Origin of the sequence: Methylocystis sp. B8 (assembly GCF_005771425.1) — a bacterium.
In the GTDB taxonomy this organism is placed as follows: Bacteria; Pseudomonadota; Alphaproteobacteria; order Rhizobiales; family Beijerinckiaceae; genus Methylocystis.
In genome coordinates, this window is the sequence record NZ_VBTZ01000001.1 from 600,509 (window position 1) to 621,039 (window position 20,531).

Annotated in this window: 12 protein-coding genes; 10 read left to right on the top strand and 2 right to left on the bottom strand. The window is 62.3% G+C overall.

The window, feature by feature from the left end:
- The first annotated feature begins 83 nt into the window (after nt 1-83).
- From gshB to FEV16_RS02900, 7 genes are all read left to right on the top strand, one after another.
- Nucleotides 84-1,061 (top strand): glutathione synthase, encoded by a 978-nt coding sequence (gene gshB / locus FEV16_RS02870; RefSeq protein ID WP_138166075.1) that lies wholly within the window; start codon nt 84-86, stop codon nt 1,059-1,061.
- A complete protein-coding gene (locus FEV16_RS02875; protein WP_138166076.1) occupies nt 1,058-3,865 on the top strand; it encodes a [protein-PII] uridylyltransferase in 2,808 nt (935 codons plus the stop codon). Before gshB ends, FEV16_RS02875 begins: the two co-directional genes overlap by 4 nt.
- A 53-nt stretch (nt 3,866-3,918) precedes the next feature.
- Complete coding sequence (gene grpE / locus FEV16_RS02880) at nt 3,919-4,515, top strand: nucleotide exchange factor GrpE (protein WP_138166077.1); 597 nt, start codon at nt 3,919-3,921, stop codon at nt 4,513-4,515.
- A gap of 16 nt (nt 4,516-4,531) precedes the next feature.
- Entirely contained in the window at nt 4,532-5,536 is a 1,005-nt protein-coding gene (corA, locus tag FEV16_RS02885; RefSeq protein ID WP_138166078.1) for a magnesium/cobalt transporter CorA, read from the top strand.
- A 132-nt stretch (nt 5,537-5,668) separates the two neighbouring features.
- Nucleotides 5,669-7,183 carry a Do family serine endopeptidase gene (locus FEV16_RS02890; RefSeq protein ID WP_246657138.1) on the top strand — a complete coding sequence of 505 codons (1,515 nt, stop codon included), beginning with the start codon at nt 5,669-5,671 and terminating at the stop codon, nt 7,181-7,183.
- A gap of 171 nt (nt 7,184-7,354) precedes the next feature.
- On the top strand, nt 7,355-8,038 hold the full coding sequence (locus FEV16_RS02895) for a response regulator transcription factor (protein WP_138166079.1): 684 nt from the start codon (nt 7,355-7,357) through the stop codon (nt 8,036-8,038).
- Nucleotides 8,022-9,434 carry a HAMP domain-containing sensor histidine kinase gene (locus tag FEV16_RS02900; protein WP_138166080.1) on the top strand — a complete coding sequence of 471 codons (1,413 nt, stop codon included), beginning with the start codon at nt 8,022-8,024 and terminating at the stop codon, nt 9,432-9,434. The genes FEV16_RS02895 and FEV16_RS02900 overlap by 17 nt, the downstream gene beginning before the upstream one ends.
- Here the strand turns inward: FEV16_RS02900 and FEV16_RS02905 are convergent.
- The gene (locus FEV16_RS02905; protein WP_138166081.1) at nt 9,326-11,767 is read right to left on the bottom strand and encodes an ATP-binding protein; all 2,442 of its coding nucleotides are present in this window, start codon (nt 11,765-11,767) and stop codon (nt 9,326-9,328) included. The genes FEV16_RS02900 and FEV16_RS02905 overlap by 109 nt on opposite strands.
- A 123-nt stretch (nt 11,768-11,890) precedes the next feature.
- Nucleotides 11,891-14,527, bottom strand: coding sequence for an aminopeptidase N (pepN, locus tag FEV16_RS02910; RefSeq protein ID WP_138166082.1), 2,637 nt, complete (start codon nt 14,525-14,527; stop codon nt 11,891-11,893).
- 293 nt (nt 14,528-14,820) lie between these two features.
- Here pepN and FEV16_RS02915 point away from each other — a divergent pair, with 293 nt between their 5' ends.
- Genes FEV16_RS02915 through FEV16_RS02925 form a run of 3 tightly spaced genes read left to right on the top strand, consistent with a single transcriptional unit; the run spans nt 14,821 to nt 20,465 of the window.
- Entirely contained in the window at nt 14,821-15,978 is a 1,158-nt protein-coding gene (locus tag FEV16_RS02915) for an efflux RND transporter periplasmic adaptor subunit (RefSeq protein ID WP_138166083.1), read from the top strand.
- A 9-nt stretch (nt 15,979-15,987) separates the two neighbouring features.
- A complete protein-coding gene (locus FEV16_RS02920) occupies nt 15,988-19,134 on the top strand; it encodes a CusA/CzcA family heavy metal efflux RND transporter (RefSeq protein WP_138166084.1) in 3,147 nt (1,048 codons plus the stop codon).
- Nucleotides 19,131-20,465 carry a TolC family protein gene (locus tag FEV16_RS02925; RefSeq protein ID WP_138166085.1) on the top strand — a complete coding sequence of 445 codons (1,335 nt, stop codon included), beginning with the start codon at nt 19,131-19,133 and terminating at the stop codon, nt 20,463-20,465. Before FEV16_RS02920 ends, FEV16_RS02925 begins: the two co-directional genes overlap by 4 nt.
- Nucleotides 20,466-20,531 lie beyond the last annotated feature (66 nt).

The window sequence follows — 20,531 nt, forward strand, 5'->3', positions numbered from 1 at the left end:
GCGGTTCTCCTGCTATGTGTCGTTGGATGAGGCGGCCCGTATTATAGCCGGGCCGAACGGCGGGCGCGGCGGCAGGGGGATCAATGCTCGAGATAGCGGTCCAGATGGACCCGTTGGAACGCATTAATTTCGCTGGTGATTCTACCTTTGCGCTGATGCTGGAGGCGAAGCTTCGGGGGCATCGCCTGTGGTTCTATACGCCAGATCAACTGTCGCTTGAGGGCGACCGGCTGACGGCGCGCGCGCATGGCATCGAGGTTTTCGACGATCCTTCCCGCTATTACACGCTCGGCGAGGCGACCGACCTTGATCTGCGCGCCATGGATGTCGTGCTGCTACGCCAAGACCCGCCGTTCGATCTCGCCTATATTACCTCCACGCATTTTCTGGAGCGGCTCGCGCCGAAGACTCTCGTCGTCAACGACCCCGCGCATGTGCGCAACGCGCCCGAAAAAATCTTCGTGATGGAATTCGCCGACCTTATGCCGCCGACTCTCATCACGCGCGACCGTGCGGCGATCGAGCGCTTTCGCGCCAAGCATGGCGACATCGTCATGAAGCCGCTCTACGGCCATGGCGGCGCCGCGGTGTTCAAGGTCACGCACCGCGATCCGAACTTTGGTTCGCTTTTCGACATGTTCGCGACGACGTTTCGCGAGCCATGGGTCACACAGCGCTTCCTGCCGGAGATCGTGAAGGGCGATAAGCGCATCCTTCTCATCGACGGCGAGGCGATGGGGGCGCTCAACCGCATTCCCGCCGATGACGACATCCGTTCGAATCTGGTGCGTGGCGGCGCGCCTGCGGCGTCAGAACTCGACGCGAGAGAGAAGGAAATCTGTGCGAGGCTTTCGACGGAACTGAAGCGGCGCGGGCTGCTCTTCGTCGGCATCGATGTGATCGACGGTTGGCTCACTGAAATCAACGTGACCTCGCCGACCGGATTGCGCGCGCTAAAACGCGTCGGCGGGCCGGATCTCGCGCCGCCGCTGTTCGACGCTATCGAGAGGCGTCTGCGCGCCCAGCGCGCTTCGGGCCGATCGCCGGAATACACTCTATGAACGAAGTCGCGCAGATCAGCGTTTTCGACGGCCTTGACCCGAACAACCATTTCCAAGGATTGCGCGAAGCGCTCGCGCCCGTGGTCGCGGCGATCTGCAAGAGAGAGCGTGGCCATGCGCGGCGCACGGCGATCGTCGAACTCTTTCGCTCGGCTCTCGCCGAAGGACGCGAGATCGCCCGCGCGCGGCTTGAGGCGCGCGGCTCGGGATGGGCCTGCGCGAGATTGCTCTCCGCGCTCGAAGACGAACTGATCGGCGCGATCTACGATTATGTCGTGCGTTACGTTTACGTGGTCGATAATCCGACCTTCGCTGAGCGTCTCGCGATCGTCGCTGTCGGCGGCTATGGGCGCGGCGCGTTGGCGCCGGGCTCAGACATCGATCTTCTGTTTCTCGTCCCCTACAAACAGACGCCCTGGGGCGAGAGCGTCATCGAGGCGATCCTTTATATTCTGTGGGATTTACGCCAGAAGGTCGGTCATGCGACGCGCTCCGTCGCAGAATGCATGCGTCAGGCCCGCGCCGACATGACCATTCGAACGACGCTTCTCGAATCACGCTTCATCCTCGGCAACGTCGAACTCTTCAATGAATTCCGCGACAGCTTCGACCGCGAGGTCGCCCGTTCGGATACGCGCGAGTTTGTCTCCGCCAAGCTCGCTGAGCGCGACGCGCGCGTGATGCGCGCCGGCGCCTCGCGCTATCTCGTTGAACCGAATGTAAAGGAGGGCAAGGGCGGCCTGCGCGATCTCAATACGCTGTTCTGGATCGCCAAATATGTCTATCGCGTGCGCGAGCCGAAGGAGCTCGTCGCCGCGGGGCTTTTCACCGCCGCGGAGCTCAGCCTCTTCGAGCGCTGCGAAGAGTTTCTGTGGCGGGTGCGCTGCCATCTGCATTTCGCGACGGGGCGCGCGGAAGAACGGCTTGCTTTCGACGTGCAGCCGACGATTGCGCGGCGTCTCGGCTATCACGACCGCAGCGGACTGTCGCCGGTCGAGCGCTTCATGAAGCACTACTTCCTCGTCGCCAAGGAAGTCGGCGATCTCACGGCGATCGTCTGCGCGGCGCTTGAAGAGAAGCAGGCGAAGCCGCGCGCGATTTTCGAACGCTTCCTGCAGCCGTTCCGGCGCCGGCGCAGCCGCGCCCCGCAGGGCGATTTTATCGTCGATCACGATCGCATCAGCATCGTCGACGCCGACGTGTTCAAGCGCGATCCCGTCAACATCATCCGACTTTTCTGGATGGCTGATCATCACGGCCTGCCGCTTCACCCCGACGCTTTGCGCGCGGTGACTCTGTCGCTGCGGCTCATCGACGCCAATTTGCGCGCGAACAAAGAGGCCAATCGACTCTTTCTTGAAATCCTGCTTTCGCGCAACATGACCGAAATCACGCTGCGCAGGATGAACGAGACCGGCGTGCTCGGGCGCTTCATTCCGGATTTCGGCAAAGTCGTCGCGATGATGCAGTTCAACATGTATCATCACTATACTGTCGACGAGCATCTGCTGCGCGCAGTCGGCGGATTGTCCGACCTCGAAGCCGGGCGCATGCCCGACCATCAGCAACTCGTCGACGAAATCCTGCCGACGATCGTCAATCGCAAGGTTCTTTATCTCGGTCTCTTCCTGCACGATATCGCCAAGGGCCGGAAGGAGGATCACTCCCTCGCCGGCATGGAGGTGGCGCGCACGCTATGTCCGCGCTTGGGGTTCACGCCCGGCGAGACAGAGTCTGTCGCCTGGCTCGTCGAGCACCATCTCACCATGTCGAGCTTCGCCCAGAGCCGCGACCTCTCTGACCGAGTCACAATCGACAATTTCGCGGCCATCGTTCAGACGATAGAGCGGCTGAAGATGCTGTTCGTTCTCACCGTCTGCGACATCAACGCGGTCGGGCCCGGCGTGCTCGACGCTTGGAAAGCGCAGCTTCTGCGCGTGCTCTATTGGGAGACCGAAGTCGTGCTCGGCGGCGGCCATTCGGCGGTCGATCGCAAAAGTCGTGTCGCGGTCGCGAAAGAAGAGCTGCGTGCAGCGCTTCCCGAGTGGAGCGATGAGCAGTTCGACGTCTACGCCAAGCGTCACTATCCCGCTTACTGGCTCAAGGTCGATGCCGCGCGCAAGGTTCGCCACGCCGAGATGCTTCGCCAGATGAAGGGCGCGCCGGCGCCGCTTGCGACGGCTGTTGAACTCGACAGAACGCGGGGCGCCGTAGAACTGACCGTCGTCGCTCCGGATAATCCGCGCCTGTTATCGATCATCGCCGGCGGCTGTGCGGCGGGTGGCGCAAATATTGTCGACGCGCATATCTTCACCACCGCGGACGGTCTCGCGCTCGATACGATTTTCTTCTCGCGCGCGTTCGACTATGACGAAGACGAAATGCGTCGCGCTCGACGCGTCGCCGACCTCATCGGGAGAGCGCTGCGCGGTGAGATCGTTGTGTCTGAAGAGCTGCGGGCCCGCGCCAAGGCGCATTTGCCGACGGACGCTTTCTCGGTCGCGCCAGAAGTCGTCGTCGATAACAGCCTGTCCAACGTCTATACTGTGATCGAAGTTTCGGGACTTGACCGCGAAGGGCTGCTATTCGAACTCACTAATGCGATCTCGCGACTCAATCTCAATATTGCTTCAGCGCATATCGTCACCTTCGGCGAACGCGCGGTTGACGCCTTCTACGTCACCGATTTGACGGGCGCGAAGATCGCGTCGCCGCAGCGCCAAGCGGCGATCAAGCGCCAGCTTTTGGATGTGTTCGGCGGTCAGGGCGCGCGTGGCGCGAGAGCGCCCGCCATAGCGACTTGATTTTGACGTTTCCTGCGCAGATATCGGCGCCTTTACCGAACTAAGGTGACAGCATGAGCGATCCAACGAACGCGGACAAAAAAGCTGACGCTAACGGGAAGCAGGCGGGCGCCGAGCCCTCGTCGCTGTCGCAGCCGTCGGCCGAATCCGACATTGCGCAGCCGGAGCCGTTCACCGAGCTCGAAAATCTATACGCCGAGAATGCGGGCTTGAAGGACAAGCTGCTGCGCGCGCTTGCCGAAGTCGAGAATGTGCGCCGTCGCGCCGAACGTGAGGTCGCTGATGCGAAAGCGTATGGCGTCGCGAATTTCGCGCGCGAGACGCTGTCCTTCGCCGATAATCTGCGCCGTGCCTTAGAAAATGTGCCAGAGGGGTCGCGCGCGGATCCAGCGGTCGCGTCGCTCGTCGAAGGCGTCGAGGTGATGGAGCGCGATTTTCTTGCGCGGCTCGCACGATTCGGCGTCAAGAAGATCGAAGCGCAGGGCGCGCGCTTCGACCCCAATCAGCATGAAGCGCTGTTCGAAATTCCGGACGCGGGCCAGCCCGCCGGCACGGTGGCTCAAGTCGTTGAGGAAGGCTATATGATCGGCGAACGCGTGTTACGGCCCGCGAAGGTAGGCGTGACGCGGGGCGGATCGAAGTCTTCCTGACGGCCGGAGAGCGACCATGGACGAACGGACGCCGGCTGAAAAACGCCAGGAAGCCGGGGTCGTCGCGGCGGCCGTCTATCAGGGCGGCCGTAAGATCGCCGACATCGAGATCGACGAGGCTGGAAAATGGGCCAAGCGCGAAGGCCATGTCGTTTGGATTGGCCTTTATGAGCCGTCGCAAGAGCTGCTGGAGCGCGTTGGACGCCAATTCTCGCTGCATCACCTGGCGATCGAGGATGCATTCAAGGCGCATCAATTTCCCAAGCTCGAAGAATATCAAGACAGCCTCTTCATCGTCGCGCGCACGGCGCAGATGGTCGATGGCCGGATAGCGTTCGGCGAGACGCATCTCTTCGTCGGCGTCGGCTATGTCGTGAGCGTGCGTCATGGCGCGTCGAGCTCTTACGCACATGTGCGGGAACGCTGCGAAGCGCGGGTGGAGCGGCTCTCTGAGGGCGAGGATTTCATCGTCTACGCCATCCTCGATTTTATCGTCGACAACTACTTTCCGGTGCTCGACGCCATCGACGATAGGGTCGAGGACATAGAGGACCATGTGCTGACGAAGACGATGGGTGGGGCGGAGATCGAGCAGCTCTACACGTTGCGGCGCGACCTTCTGCATTTGCGCAACGCCGCTACGCCGCTTTCTGATGTTTGCCGTCGCCTGGAGCGCAGCGACGTCGTGGCCATCGATCCGGTCATGCGGCCACATTTTCGTGACGTGCGCGATCATCTGCGCCGCGTACAGGAACGCATCGACACCATGCGTGAGACGCTTGCCTTCGCCTTCGAGGCGAGCCTGATGAACGCGCAAATGCAGCAGACGGACATTTCCCGCCGGCTTGCCGCATGGGCCGCCATTCTCGCGGTGCCGACGGCGATCGCAGGCATCTACGGCATGAATTTCGAGCACATGCCAGAGCTGAAGTGGGAATATGGCTATTACGTCGTCCTGGGCGCGACGGCGATGGTCTGCGCCTACCTCTACTATCGGCTCCGTCGCGCCGGCTGGCTGTAGGCAAGCGGCGCCTTACGAAAGTTTCATGCCGCCGCCATTGGACGGCAAAGCGACCGTCTCCATCTTTCATCTCGCAGCGGCGTTTCGCGTCTCCTCCGCGAGACGTCGCTCGGAGATGGAGATTTTCGAGAAATGGCTATCGCAATCAATCCTCGCGACCGCGCCGTAAAAGCGCCGCGCCGCGCGTCCCGCCTGGCGCTAATGAGCGCTGCGGCCGTGTTCGCGCTTGGCGCAGCCATCGGCCCGGCGCCGCTCACGCCGGCCTACGCCGAAGCGCCGCTTTCAGGATCCGTCACCGCTGCCGGACCCGCATCCTTTGCTGACGTTGTGGAGCGCGTGAAGCCGGCCGTCGTCGCCATCAAGGTGAAGGCGGTCGAGAACTCGCAGGGCGGCATGTTTGAGATGCCCGACATCTCGCCCGACGACCCCATGTATCGTTTCTTCAAGCGTTTTGGCGAACCTGGCCCCGGGGGCCGTCCCCAGAAGCATATGACGATGTCCCAGGGCTCTGGATTCATCATCAGCGCCGACGGCTACGTCGTTACGAATAATCACGTGGTCGAACACTCCAGCGAAGTCGAGGTTGCGCTCGACGATAGCAGAACGCTTCCGGCCAAGGTGGTCGGCACCGACAAGCGCACCGACCTTGCCCTGCTCAAGATCAACGACGGCCAGAAGTTGCCCTATGTCGAGTGGGGCTCGACGACGCCGCGCGTGGGCGACTGGGTCATCGCGGTCGGAAATCCGTTTGGTCTCGGCGGCTCCGTGACCGCCGGAATCATCTCGGCCCGCGGACGCGACATCGGGGCAGGCCCTTACGACGATTTTCTGCAGATCGACGCGCCGGTCAACCGCGGCAACTCGGGCGGCCCGGCGTTCGACTCGCACGGCAATGTGATCGGCGTGAATACCGCGATCTATTCGCCCTCTGGCGGATCGGTTGGCATCGGCTTCGCCATTCCAACCGAAGTGGCGAAGGACGTCGTAGCCGCGCTTAAGGAAAAAGGCTCGGTTTCGCGCGGCTGGATCGGCGTCAAGATTCAGAATGTCACGCCGGAAATCGCCGACAGCATGGGACTGAAAACGACGAAAGGCGCGCTGGTCGCGCAGCCGCAGAAAGGCGCCCCGGCTGAAGAGGCGGGCCTTAAGGCGGGCGACCTCATCGTCGCGGTCAATGGCGACAAGATCGAGACCCCACGTGATCTTGCGCGCCGCATCGCCGCCCTTGGCCCCGGCAAAACGGTGGATGTCACCTATCAGCGCGCGGGCGCCGAAAAGACTGTGAAGCTCAAACTCGGGACGCTGCCTGAAGAGCAGGAAGCGCGCGCCGATGACGAGGGCCCTTCACAGCAAGGTTCAGAAGTTTCCGGCCTCGGAATTGAGGTGGTGCCGGCGCCTGAGGTGCGCGGCGCGGGTCGGGAAGGCCTTCTTGTGACGGATCTCGATCCGAATGGCGCCGCTGCGCAAAAGGGATTGCGCAGGGGCGACGTGATCGTCGAGGCCGGAGGCCGGCCAGTCAATTCCAGCAGCGAGCTCGCCTCTGCATTTGAGACCGCTCGCAAGGAAGGCCGCCATTCGGTGCTGCTGCGGGTCAAGTCTGCGAACGGCGCGAAATTCATTGCCGTTCCAACCACGGGCGCCGGCTAAGCGGCATAAAGAGCTTCTTGCGTTGAGGCCGACATACTGCACCCGCCCGCAGCCGGTCTCCGCAACGAAGAGCGTCGGGAAGAGCCAGTCCCCTCCTGGCTCCCGAACGCGGGGCAGGCTGGCGCGCAAGCGCCGGCCTGCCGTTTTTTACAATATCGGATATAGAGACACATGCGCATTCTCATCATTGAAGACGATAACGAAGCGAGCGAATATCTCGTCAAAGCTTTCCGCGAACAGGGCCACGTCGCCGAACATGCCCCGGACGGGCTCTCAGGCTACGGGCGCGCCAGCGAAGGCGACTACGACGTGCTGATCGTCGACAGGATGCTGCCCAAAATGGACGGGCTTTCGCTGATTTCCGGCCTGCGCGAGCAGGGCGTAGAAACCCCGGCGCTCATTCTCTCCGCTCTCGGCCAGGTCGATGACCGCGTAAAAGGTTTACGCGCCGGCGGCGACGATTATCTGCCAAAGCCTTACGCGTTCTCGGAACTACTGGCGCGGGTCGAGGCGCTGGCGCGCCGCCGCGTCGGCCCAAAGGGCGAAGAGACGCAATACCGGGTTGGCGATCTGGAGCTCGATCGCCTGTCGCATAAGGTGACAGTCGGCGGCCAGGAGGTGGTGCTCCAGCCGCGCGAGTTTCGGCTGTTGGAATATTTGATGAAACATGCGGGTCAGGTTGTGACCCGCACAATGTTGCTGGAAAACGTCTGGGACTATCATTTCGATCCGCAGACAAACGTCATCGATGTGCATATTTCCCGTTTGCGCTCGAAGATCGACAAGGGCCGCGAGAATCCGCTTCTGCATACGATCCGCGGGGCGGGGTATATGATCCGTGACGGCGCTCGGTAAGCTCTTCCGAACGACGGCGTTCAAACTGTCGATCGCCTATCTCGTGCTGTTTTCGATCGGCGCGGGGCTTGTGCTCACCCGCGTCGGGGCGCGAGTGAAAGAGGTGCTCGACGAACAAATCGAGCAGACGGTCGACGCCGAAATCCGGGCGCTTTCCGAACAATATGCGCAGGGCGGCCTGCGTCAGCTCGCTAATGCGGTCGAACGCCGCGTGCGCGCGCCAGGCGGTTCGCTCTATCTGCTCTCAAGCCATTCGGGAGACGTCATCGTCGGCAATATCGAGCCGCCGACTCTCACGCCATCGGGCGGAACGGAGCTCGTCGAGACAACCTATGAGCGACGCGGCGAACCCGGCGTCAAGCACCCGGCGTTGCTTCGACTGTTTCTTCTTCCCGGCGGCTTTCGCTTGCTCATCGGCCACGATATCGAAGACCATGAGGTGTTACGCGGCATCTTGCGCCGGGCGCTCGGCGTCTCGCTGTTCTGGCTCGCCCTTGTCGGCGCGCTTGGCGGACTCTTCGTCGCGCATCGCATGCTCGAGCGCGTCGACGTGATGTCGGCCTCGGCGCGGCGTATCATGGCGGGCGACATGCACGAACGCCTCGCGGTCTCGGGCGCCGGCGACGAACTTGATCGCTTGGCCGAAAATTTCAACGCCATGCTCGAACGCATTAGCGAGCTGATGGCCGGCTTGCGCGAAGTTTCCGACAATATCGCGCATGACCTCAAGACGCCTCTGACCCGCCTGCGCAATCGCGCCGAGGCGGCCTTGCGGGCAGGCTCAGACGATCGAGAACATCGCGAGGCGCTGGCCGCGGTGATCGAAGAGTCAGACAATCTGATCGGCGTATTCAACGCGCTGTTAATGATCGCGCGCGCAGAGGCCGGCTATTGCAGCGACAATATGGCCGCCTTCGACGCCGACGCGGTCGTGCGCGACATCGCCGAGATGTATGAACCCGTCGCGGAAGAGCAGGGGGCGCATCTCGACGTTACGGCGCAGGACGGCCTTGCCGTCACGGGCAGCAGGGAACTGCTCGGGCAAGCGCTCGTCAACCTCGTGGACAATGCGCTGAAATATGGCGCCACAGGCGATGATCCGCGCATCACGATCGAGGCGCGGCGCGTCTGCGACCGTGTGGAGATCATCGTCGCTGACCGCGGACCCGGCATTGCGCCATCGGATCGCGAGCGTGTCGTCGGTCGTTTCGTGCGGCTTGAGAATTCGCGTTCTCGGCCTGGCTCAGGTCTGGGATTGTCTCTCGCCGCGGCGGTTGCACGGATGCATCATGGCGCGCTGCGGATCGAGGACAATGCGCCCGGCTTGCGCGTGGCGCTGTCGTTGCCCGCGATACGGATGACAGCGGGTCCCGCTCCGCGAATGGAGCGCGCATAAGGCGAGACTTTCTCTCGCGCGCCCGCCTGCTCGGTCGCGCGCGGCTTTAACGGAGTTACCGTCGCAGAGGCGGCTGGCAGCCGCATCATGACGATCGTGCCTTCTCCGAGACGCGAGCGGAAGCGTAGCGCGCCGCCATGCAGTTCGATAAGCGCACGCGCTATGGCGAGGCCGAGCCCCGAGCCCCGCATGCCATCTTCCATCAAATCCGCGCTTTGCTCGAAGGGCTTGCCGAGCTTGGGAATTTCGTGGGGATCGACGCCGCGTCCCGAGTCCTCGACATAAACATCGATCGCGCCGAAGTGCGGACGCGCGCGAACGCGCACGATGCTACCGTTCTTGCTGAATTTCACGGCGTTGGAAAGAAAGATGCCGAGCGTCTTAGCGATCGCCGCTTCGTCTCCTATACAGCGCAGATTCTCGCCGGCATCAACGATAAACTCAACATTCTTGAGTTCGGCGCGCCCGCGCCAGGCGCCGACGGCCTTGCGTAACGGCTCCGCGACATTGAACTCCCGCTCGGCGAGACGGACAAGCCCGGCTTCGAGACGCGACATGTCCAGAATGTCGGACAGCACCTCATTGAGGTAATTGCCGCCCTGGCGTATGCCGCTGCAATATTCAAGATATTTGGGGGAACCAAGCGCGCCGAAGGGCTGCGCCTCCATCATTTCCGAAAAACCGATGATGGCGTTGAGCGGCGTGCGCAATTCGTGGCTCATATTGGCGAGGAATTCCGATTTCGCCACATAGGCGGCTTCCGCCTGAGCCTTCTGGTGATGATACTGCTCGGCGAGCGTCGCGAGTTGCTGCGCCTGCATTTCAAGAGTCTGTCGCGAGCGGGTGAGATCGGCGACGCTTGCCGTGAGCCGGCGCTCCGATTCACGCAACTTCTCCTCGTTACGCTTCAGCGCGGTGATGTCAGCGCCAACGGACACATAGCCGCCGTCCTTCGTGCGGCGCTCGTTGATCTGAAGCCAGCGCCCGTCGATGAGCTGCGCCTCATAGGTCCGAGCGTCAGGCGACGGACCATCGGGCGAGTCGATCTCGGTGCGGATCAGCGGCGCCGTGGCGCAGCCCATGACTTGCCGGTAGCTGGCTCCGACCACTGCGGCTTGAGCCGAGAGACCATGGAGAGCGAGAAATTTTGAATTGCAGGTGACGAGGCGATTTTTCGAGTCCCACAGCACGAACGCTTCCGAGATGGCGTCAATGGCGTCGCGCAGGCGCAGATTGGCGACTTCGGTATGTTCGGCGAGCGCCCGCTGCTCGGAGACGTTGATTGCAATCCCGACGAGATGCTTGCCGGATTCAGCGTTTTCTTCGACGATCTGCGCCCGGGCGCGGATCCAAATCCATTGGCCCTCGGCGTTCTTCAGCCGAAACTCGTGATCGACGCTGTTCGTGCGCGAGCACGCGACCATGTCCGCGATCGTCTGGAAGTCGCCATCGTTGGGATGGAGCATCCCGCTCAATTCTGCGAAGGAGAGAAAGCGGCGCTCTGCGGGAAGCCCCAACATCTCATACATGGAATCCGACCAATAGATCCGGCCACGGCCGATATCCCACTCCCACAGGCCGCATCCGCCGCGCGACAGAGCCGTTTCGAGTCGTCTGCGGATCAGCGAATTGGCGCGCTCGAGCTCTTCACGGCGCCGGGTCTGATGGAGGTAGGCGAAGATGATGACGATCAGCAGCAGCGTGGCGCCGGCGAAAAGCAGCGCATAGCGCGAAGCGACGTCACGCCAATCGCCGAGCACATTGTCGACGGGATAGATCATCGCGACCTGGCCGAAGGGCGCCGGGAGGTTTCTGACGCTGACCAGGGCTGCAGCGCCCTCGGGTAGAGTGACGCGCATGACGCCAGCGTTGTCAGCGAAGTCGACGAGCGCCTGCTCCAGACCCAGGACCTGCGCCAACGTAAGGTCTTTTGAGGCAATGGGGGGAAAGGCGGCGGCGACGCGGCCGCGCTCGTCGGCGACCAAAATGCGTCGACCCCGCGAATGCGCGCCTTGCGGCAAAAGCTGATCTAGGGGCGCGGCAAACGGCTTTTGCGCATTAATCTTGATCTTGTCGCGGAGGTCGAGCGCGACGGCGCGCGCGAAAAGTTCGAGGTCGTCGACAGCTTGCTCGACCAGCCGATCCTGCATCGCGCTGGTCAGCGACATGGTGAAAACAACGAGAGAGAAGAGGCAGACGACGCAGGCGGAGATCGTCAGCGGTCGCAGCCCGGCGAAATTCTTCAGCCCCTTTGGGCGGTCCTCATCGAAACGATACGCTCCCCACACCGTATGGGCGTGAGTCTTCACGCGGGCAGCGGAAGCGCGCGCCATCAATAACCTCCGAAATGATTGTGATGCGAACGCGGCTTGTCGCCCGAATCATTTTCATTCGAATCTCTCTCGGCGAAATTGTCCAGACCTTAACGCGACGTTAACGGAACTTTTTTTGTCTTTTTAACCGAGCGCCCGTGTCGCGATATCGCGTAGATCCGCTGAAAGACTCTCCTGCGCGACGATATGCTTAAGCCGAGCCTCAATGAGATCGCGTCGTCGTGGCTCCATCGTGCGCCACGAACGCAGCGCGGAGAGGAGCCGCGCGGAGAGCTGCGGATTCTTCGGATCGACGTCGAGAACGACGCTCGTCAGCAAATCATATCCCGACCCATCGAGCGCATGAAAGCGGGTGAGATTGCCGTTCGCGAAGGCGCCGATCAAGGCGCGAACGCGGTTGGGATTGGCCATCGAAAATTCCCGATGCGTCATCAGGCCCAACACGCGCTGTGTCGTCGCTTCTTCCGGAATCATCGCCTGCAGGGAGAACCATTTATCGATGACGAGCGCGTCTCCGGCGTATTGCGCATAGAAACGGGCGAAGGCCTCCTCGCGCGCATGGCCGCCAAGAAGCGCCAATGTCGCAAGCGCCGCGAGCTTGTCGGTCATATTGCCTGCGGTCTCGAACTGCGCCATCGCGAGCGAGCGCCCGCGTTCAGGGTCACCTGCGGCCAGGAGGTCGAGCGCCACATTGCGCAGAGCGCGGCGGCCCGCGCTCGCCGCGTCGGGCGTATACGCGCCGACGTCCGAAAAGCGCGCGTAGATATCGTCGAGGTCTGAACGAAGCGACTTGCCGATTTCGGCGCGAAGCGACATGCGCGCGTCAAATAAAACGTCGGGGTCGACGTCGGTCGCCTTTTCGCGCGCGAGGTCGATTTCAGAGGGCAGCGACAACGCCTGCGCGACAAGCGCCGGATCGGCCTCGGCCTTGGCCAGCAGCAATCGCAGCGCCTCGCCGAGCCCTTGCGCTTCAAGCGCGCCAGTTTCAAGCCGATTGAAAATCGTGCGCAAGGCGAGGCTTTGCGACGCCTGCCAGCGATTGAACGGATCGTCGTCGTAGGCGAGCAGGCGCTCGAGGTCCTCGCTCGACGGCGCGGGTTCAATGCGCACGGGCGCAGAAAAGCCGCGCAGAAGCGAAACGATCGGACGCGAAGGGATTTCACGAAAACGAATGACGCGCTCGGCGCAATCGAGTTCGATCAATCCACGGGCGAGTTCAGACGGCGTGGCGTCATCGCTTACGAGATCGAGTTTTTGCCCGTTCTCGCCGAAGAGCGCGAGCGTAATCGGAATGACGACGGGCTTTTTGTCGCTTTGACCCGGAGTAACCGCCGTTTCCTGGCGGAGCTTTAAAGAAAATGTCTTAGCGCTTGCGTCAAAGTCGCCCGACGTCGTCACGGCCGGCGTGCCCGCTTGACTGTACCAAAGCGCGAAATGCGTCAGGTCGCGGCCTGATGCCGCCGCGAAGCAGGAGAGAAAATCTTCGACGGTCGCGGCCGTCCCATCGAAGCGCTCGAAATAGAGATCCATGCCGCGCCGGAAATTTTCTTCGCCAATCAGCGTTCTCAGCATGCGGATGATTTCCGCGCCCTTCTCGTAAACGGTCGCCGTGTAGAAGTTGTTGATCTCGTGATAGACCTCCGGACGCACGGGATGCGCCAACGGACCAGCGTCCTCTGGGAATTGTGCGAGACGAAGGCCCCGCACGTCGCCGATGCGCTCTACGGCGCGCGAACGCATGTCGGCGGAAAATTCCTGATCGCGGAAAACCGTCAGCCCTTCCTTGAGGCAAAGCTGGAACCAGTCGCGGCAGGTAATGCGGTTGCCTGTCCAATTGTGGAAATATTCATGCGCGATGACGCCTTCGATGCCGGCGTAATCGCCATCGGTCGCGGTGTCGGGAGACGCGAGCACGTATTTGTCGTTGAAGATGTTGAGGCCTTTGTTTTCCATCGCGCCCATGTTGAAGTCGGAGACGGCGACGATGTTGAACACGTCGAGATCATATTCGCGGCCGAATCTTTCTTCGTCCCAGCGCATGGAGCGCTTCAGCGCGTCCATCGCGTAGCCGGCGCGCGCTTCCTTGCCGTGTTCGACATAGATGGCGAGATCGACGTTGCGTCCCGACATCGTCGTAAATCTATCGCGCACGACGCCCAGATCGCCCCCGACGAGCGCGAAGAGATAAGAAGGCTTGCGGAAAGGATCGCGCCAGACGGCGTAGTGACGGCTTGTTCCAGCGACGTCGCCGTGTTCCACGGGATTGCCGTTCGACAGCAGGATCGGCGCTTCGCTCTTCTCGGCTTCGATGCGCGTCGTATAGACGCTCAACACGTCTGGCCTGTCGAGAAAATAGGTGATGCGGCGAAAACCCTCCGCCTCGCACTGTGTGCAATAGGCGGAGCCGGAACGATAGAGGCCGGAAAGCTGCGTATTGCCGCTCGGATTGAGCTCTGTGTCGATCTCCAGCGTGAAAGGCGCGTCAGGGACTTTGGGAAGAGTGAGCCCATCCGGCGTCGCCTCATAATCGCCTGGAGCGAGCGTGACGCCGTCGAGCTTGACGCCAAGCAGAGTGAGATCGTCGCCATCGAGCGCGAGCGGCGCCCCGGGATCGCCCGCTGGATTGCGGCGCAGCGCCAACCGCGCGACGACGCGGGTTTTGGTCGGATGCAGGTTGACGTCGAGTTCGACCGAATCGATCGCGAAATCGGCAGGACGGTAATCGACAAGCCGGATGGCGGCGGTCGAAGGGTGACGCATTTCATCCTCAGGGCTAGGGCCACGGTTTCTGGAGGTGATTATAGAACCTGCGTCGTTATTTGCGACCGCAAGAGCGCCAAAGCGGACCCGCGCCGCCGGTTTTTCTGGAAAAACTCCGCCACAAGGCCGAAATGCCTTGAGCATGTCGAGGCGGCCGGGCAAAATCAGCGTCGCTGCGGCGCCGGAAATTTGGCGTCCTCCGCGCGTCACACCGGCGCGCCAGCTTCGCCTCTGGAACGATGCCGCTGGCCCGAATACCAGATGCAGACTGACGGCCTGCAAAGCGAAGGTTCATGATCAATCACATGCGGCGAGCGCTTGCTCCTTTCCTTCGCCTTATTGCTCTTGGCGGCCTTCTGACTATTAGCGCTTCAACTGGACAGAGCGCGCCCGTCGAAAATCAGAACGCCCCCCAGCCGATCCTCGTGAAAATCACCGAGGATCAGATGCGCGTCGCGGGCATTGAAACTCAGCCGGTCGAATCAGAGTCGGGCTCGGGCGAGCTTGTCGTGCCTGGCGTCGTCGCCGTGCCGCCGCAGCAACTGCGCATTGTCGCTACGCCTGCCGCCGGTCTCGTCGAGACGTTGCTTGTCGCTGTCGACGAGGACGTCAAGCAGGGCGCGCCCATCGCCACATTGAAGTCCTCGGAGCTCGTCGAGGCGCAGCGCGCTTTCCTGCATGCGGTCTCAGACGCGAACCTCGCGGCGGAAAAGCTGCGGCGCGACGAACAATTGTTCAAGGAGCATATCATCGCCGAACGGCGATTGATCGTGACGCGGGCCGAAGCGACTCAGGCGCGCTCGGCGCTCGAAGAGCGACGGCAAATTCTCACGCTCGCCGGGATGACTGACCCGGAGATCGAGACGCTTCAGCGCGATCGCAAGCTCGCAAGCTCTCTTGTCGTGCGCGCGCCGATCGCCGGAACCATTCTCCAGCGCCACGGAACGACGGGCGAGCGCGTGCAGGCTTCGGCGCCCCTCGTCACCATTGCGCGACTCGACCCCATTTGGGTCAATCTGCAAGTGCCGCTTGGCCGCGCCGCAGCCCTTGACAACGTCGACCGCGTGCATTTGCCTTCGGCGGGGATTGACGGCAGGCTTATTCGCATCGGCCGCACCGTCGACGCCGCGACGCAATCCGTAACGGCCGTGGCCGAGTTCCGCCCAGGCCGCAGTTCGCTGCGTCCCGGCCAGGCGGTGCAAGCGATCATGCGTCTGTCAGGCTCTAACGGAGCGATGCAGTGGCGGGTTTCCGCCGACGCGCTCGTGAACTTTAAGAACCATAATTGGGTGTTCGTGCGCGCGCCCGAAGGCTTTATCGCCACCCCGGTGACGCTACTTTCCGAAACGCCGCAGTACGCCTCGGTCCAGGGCGCGCTCAAAGCCGGCGAGCGCGTCGCGACGCGCGGCCTCTTGACTTTGCTCGCGGAACTCGCCGAAGGCGAGAGGTGACGGTAAGCGATGCTTGAAAGGCTGATCCGTTTCGCGCTTCAGCAGCGGCTGCTCGTCGTTCTCGGCGCGCTCGGGCTCGCCGCCTGGGGCGCGATCAGCTATTTCAAACTGCCGATCGACGCTTTTCCGGACGTCGCCCCGGTGCAAGTGCTGGTCGCTATGCGCGCGCCGGGCTTGACTCCTGAGGAGCTGGAGACGCGCGTCACCGTTCCGATCGAGGTCGCGGCGAAGGGCATTCCCAATCTCGTTCGGATGCGATCGACGACGCGATATTCAGTGACGCTGATCACCTTCGAGTTTTCGGAAGGAACGGATATCTACTGGGCGCGCGCCCAGGTGAATGAGCGTCTGGCGCAGGCGCAGAACCAACTGCCAGACGGCGTCTCAGGCGGTCTCGCGCCGATCGTCACGCCGCTTGGCGAAATGCTGATGTTCACCATCGTCGGCGGCGACCTTACGCCCACCGAGCAACGCTCGCTGCTCGACTGGACGATACGCCCCGCCATCCGAGGACTGCCGGGCGTCGCCGACGTAAATGTGCTCGGCGGTTTCGTGCGCACGTTCGAAGTCGCGCCGTCGCCTTCCGCCATGGCGTCCCGCGGCGTCACCGTAGAGATGCTCCGGTCGGCGCTCGCCAATAACAATAAAAACGATGGCGCAGGCCGCGTGCGCGACGGCGAGGAAGCTTTATTGGTGCGCGCGGAAGGCCGCCTTCGTTCGCTTGAGGATATCCGTTCCGTCGTTATCGCCGTGAAGGACACGGGCATCGTGCGCGTCGGCGATGTCGCTGAGGTGCGCAACGGCGCGCTTCCGCGCAATGGCGTCGTCACGCGGAACGGCGAGGGCGAGGCGGTGTGGGGGCTTGTCCTTGGCTTGCGCGGCGCGGACGCGCGAATGGTGGTCGATGGCGTCAAGGAGCGCCTTACCGAAATCGAATGGACTCTGCCGAATGGCGCCAGGATCGAAATCTTCTACGATCGCAGCGAATTGATCGGCCAAGCGGTCTGGACCGTGCAAAAAGTGCTGATCGAGGCGATCGTTCTCGTCGTCATCCTGCTTGTCTTATTCCTTGGGAACCTTCGGGCCGCGATCGTCGTGTCGCTCATTCTACCGCTCGCTGCGCTCTCGACATTCGGCATCATGCGCTGGTGGGGACTCTCGGCGAACATCATGTCGCTTGGCGGCCTCGCCATCGCGATTGGACTCTTGGTGGATTGCGCCGTCGTCGTCGTCGAGAATGTCGAACATCGGATGGCGAATGCGCATGACGTCAGTCTCTCCGACCGTCTTTTCATGACGCTTGAAGCAACTCGAGAAGTCGCCGTTCCGCTGACGTCCGGCGTTGTCATCATTGTCACCGTCTTTTTGCCTCTACTGTCTCTCGAAGGGCTTGAGGGTCGTCTGTTCGCGCCGGTGGCGCTGACTATCGCCTTTGCGCTCGGTTCGGCGCTCCTATTGTCACTCACCGTCGTGCCGGCGCTCAGCGCAACTTTGTTAAAGCCAGGTCATTCCGATGAGCCGTGGCTCGTACGTAAGATCGCCGCCGTTTATGAGCCTTTGCTCAGGCGCGCGCTCGGCAGGCCATTGCTCGTTGGCGCCGCAGCGATCATCGGCCTTGTCATCGCTTTCACCGCATATACGCGCATCGGCCAGACCTTCATGCCGGTGATGAACGAGGGCACGCCGGTTATCACAATACGCAAACATCCGACGATCAGCGTCAATATGGCGGCAGAAACCGACATGCGCATTCAGCGCGCGATCATGGAGCGGGTACCCGAAGTCAAGGGAATGATGGCGCGCGCCGGCGCGGATGAGCTCGGCATCGATCCCGTTGGTCTCAACGAGACCGACAATTTCCTTACGCTGGCGCCGCAGAGCGAGTGGCGCGGCAAGGATATGGATTGGCTGATGGGGGAGATTCGCGCCGTGCTCGATGGCATGCCAGGGATCTCTTATGCATTTTCGCAACCGATCGACATGCGCGTGCAGGAAATGATCATCGGCGCGCGCGGGGACGTCGTCGTCAAGATTTTCGGCGACGATATCGATGAGCTCAACCGCCTCACACGCGAGGTCGCGGCGACATTGCGCAAGATCAAGGGCGCACGTGACGTGTTTGGGCTTCAAAACGACGGCATGCGCTATCTGACGGCGCGCGTCGACCGACTCGCCGCCGGACGTTTCGGCCTCAACGCCAGCGAAATCCAGGATGCGCTGCGCGTCTGGGTCGACGGTCAGCCAGTCGGCATTGTGCTTGAAGGGCCGATCCGCACGCCGCTCGTGATACGCGGCTCCGAGACGTCGCGCCGCTCGTCCGTGGACTTCGCACGATTGCCAATGGTGTCTTCGGAAGGCAAGGTCGTCGAGTTGTCGCAGCTTGCCGACGTGCGCGTGGAGAACGGTCCCATTCAGGTGGTTCGCGAGGGCGGACGTCGCTTCGCCACAGTTCTTGCCAATGTCTCCGGGCGCGACCTCGTCGGATTCGTCGACGAAGCAAAAAAAGCCGTCGCGAAAAACGTGAAGACGCCGCCGGGATATCGTTATCAATGGGGCGGGCAATTCGAAAACCAGCAGCGCGCTTCGGCGCGATTGGCGATTGTCGTGCCGATCGCGATGGCGCTGATCTTTTTGTTGCTTTATGTGACGTTCAACTCGGTCCTGCAGGCGACGCTGGTGTTCTGCAACGTGCCCTTTGCCGCAATTGGAGGAATCCTAGGCCTCTGGCTTTCCGGAGAATTCATTTCGGTGCCATCGTCGGTCGGATTTATTGCCCTTATCGGAATCGCGGTTCTCAACGGCGTCGTCCTTATTTCGTACATCAACAAGCTCGTCTCGGAGGGCGCGCGCAGCACGCGCGAAGCGGTGCTAGAAGGCGCGCGCCGGCGCATGCGGCCGGTTATGCTCACCGCCACCATCGCGGCCTTCGGGTTGATTCCGTTCCTCTTTGCCCATGGGCCGGGCGCCGAGATTCAGCGTCCGCTCGCCGTCGTCGTCATCGGCGGGCTCATATCCGCCACAGTTCTGACGCTTATTCTGCTGCCAATTCTTTACGATCGCACAGCTAATCTCGGCATGGTCATTCGCCAGAAGTTCAGCGCGCGCGCAATGCGCCGGGCCGCGGCGATGCGCCAGCGCGAGGACGCTCGCGCATGAGGCCGAGCGCGGTTCTCGCTGCATTTTCCATGTTTGCGTTCGCTTTTCCTTTCGAGGTGAACGTCTCTGCGCAGGAGCAGGGCGAGCAAGCGGAAACGCAGATCAAAGCCTCGGTTAAAACGAAACCCAAGAAAACGCCCGCGCGGGCGGCGCCCAGGCCAACAGGAGGCGTGCTGGCGAAACATCTCGAACAGGCAGTCTCCATCGATGCGCAGAGCCGGTCGCTCGAGGCGCAGTTTCGAGCGACCTCGGCGCGCTACGCGACGGCCAATTCGCTCACGCCTGGCTCGCCTTATGTCTCGGCCCTTCAGCGTAACAACACCAGCGGCAATTACCGCAATTTCAACGAAACCGAAATCGAAGCGGGCGTGCCCTTATGGTTGCCCGGGCAGCGGGACGCCTTTGAAGGGACGGTCACGACCGGACTCTTCGAAGTTGAAGAGAAATTGGCGCTGCGCAGGCTCGAAGTCGCCGGCGCGTTGCGCGACGCGTGGTGGAACGCGCAACGCGCGGCGCGCGACGTCTCAGTTGCGCGCTCGCGCGTCGAAACAGCGCGCGACATCGGCGCCGACATGACCCGCCGAGTCGAACTTGGCGAGGCGGCGCAAACCGACGCGCTGCTTGCAAAGAACGAAACGCTCGCCGCGGAAACCGAGCTGGCGCAGACCGAAGGCGTCGTGAAGGTGGCGCGCATCAACTACATGGCCCTGACCGGCGGAGCGCCGCCTGATGGGACCCTCGAGTCCGTGCGGCCGCCGGTCGATATAGAAGATCATCCGGCGTTGCGCACGCCGCGCGCCGCGCTCGAGCGTGCGCACGCACAGGCGCAGCTTGTCGACGCCACGCCGATCGACAGTCCGGAGATCGGCGTCTTTGGCCGGCAGGAACATAATCGACAATATTCGACGGACCCCTGGCAGCAGATCTCGGATCAACGCACTGATTCGACGACGATCGGCGTGCGCCTAAGGATCCCACTCCCGACCCCCGGACGAAACGAACCAAGACGCGCCGAGGCGCTCGCCGAGATGGACCGCGCGACAGCCGAATACGAGCGCGCGAAGCGAATGGTATTGGCGGAGATCAAGGCGTCGCGCGAAGCGCTGGCGGCCGCGCAGCGCGCAGCGAAACTCGCCGACAACCGTCTTGCCGTCGCGAATGATCAGTTTGAATTGTCGCGAAAGGCGTTCAAGCTCGGCGAGCTCAGCGCGTTCGATCTTTATCGTGTGCGTCAGATCCAGCTTGACGCCCAGCGCATGCAGGCGAATGCGACAATCGCTGTCGGCGCCGCGATCTCGCGAGTTAATCAGGCTCAGGGATGCGCGCCATAGAGCGCGGCTCGCGAAAAGTGGAGCCCGGTTTTTCGCTTGAGGCCCGCTCTATGCTTTTGGAGCCGA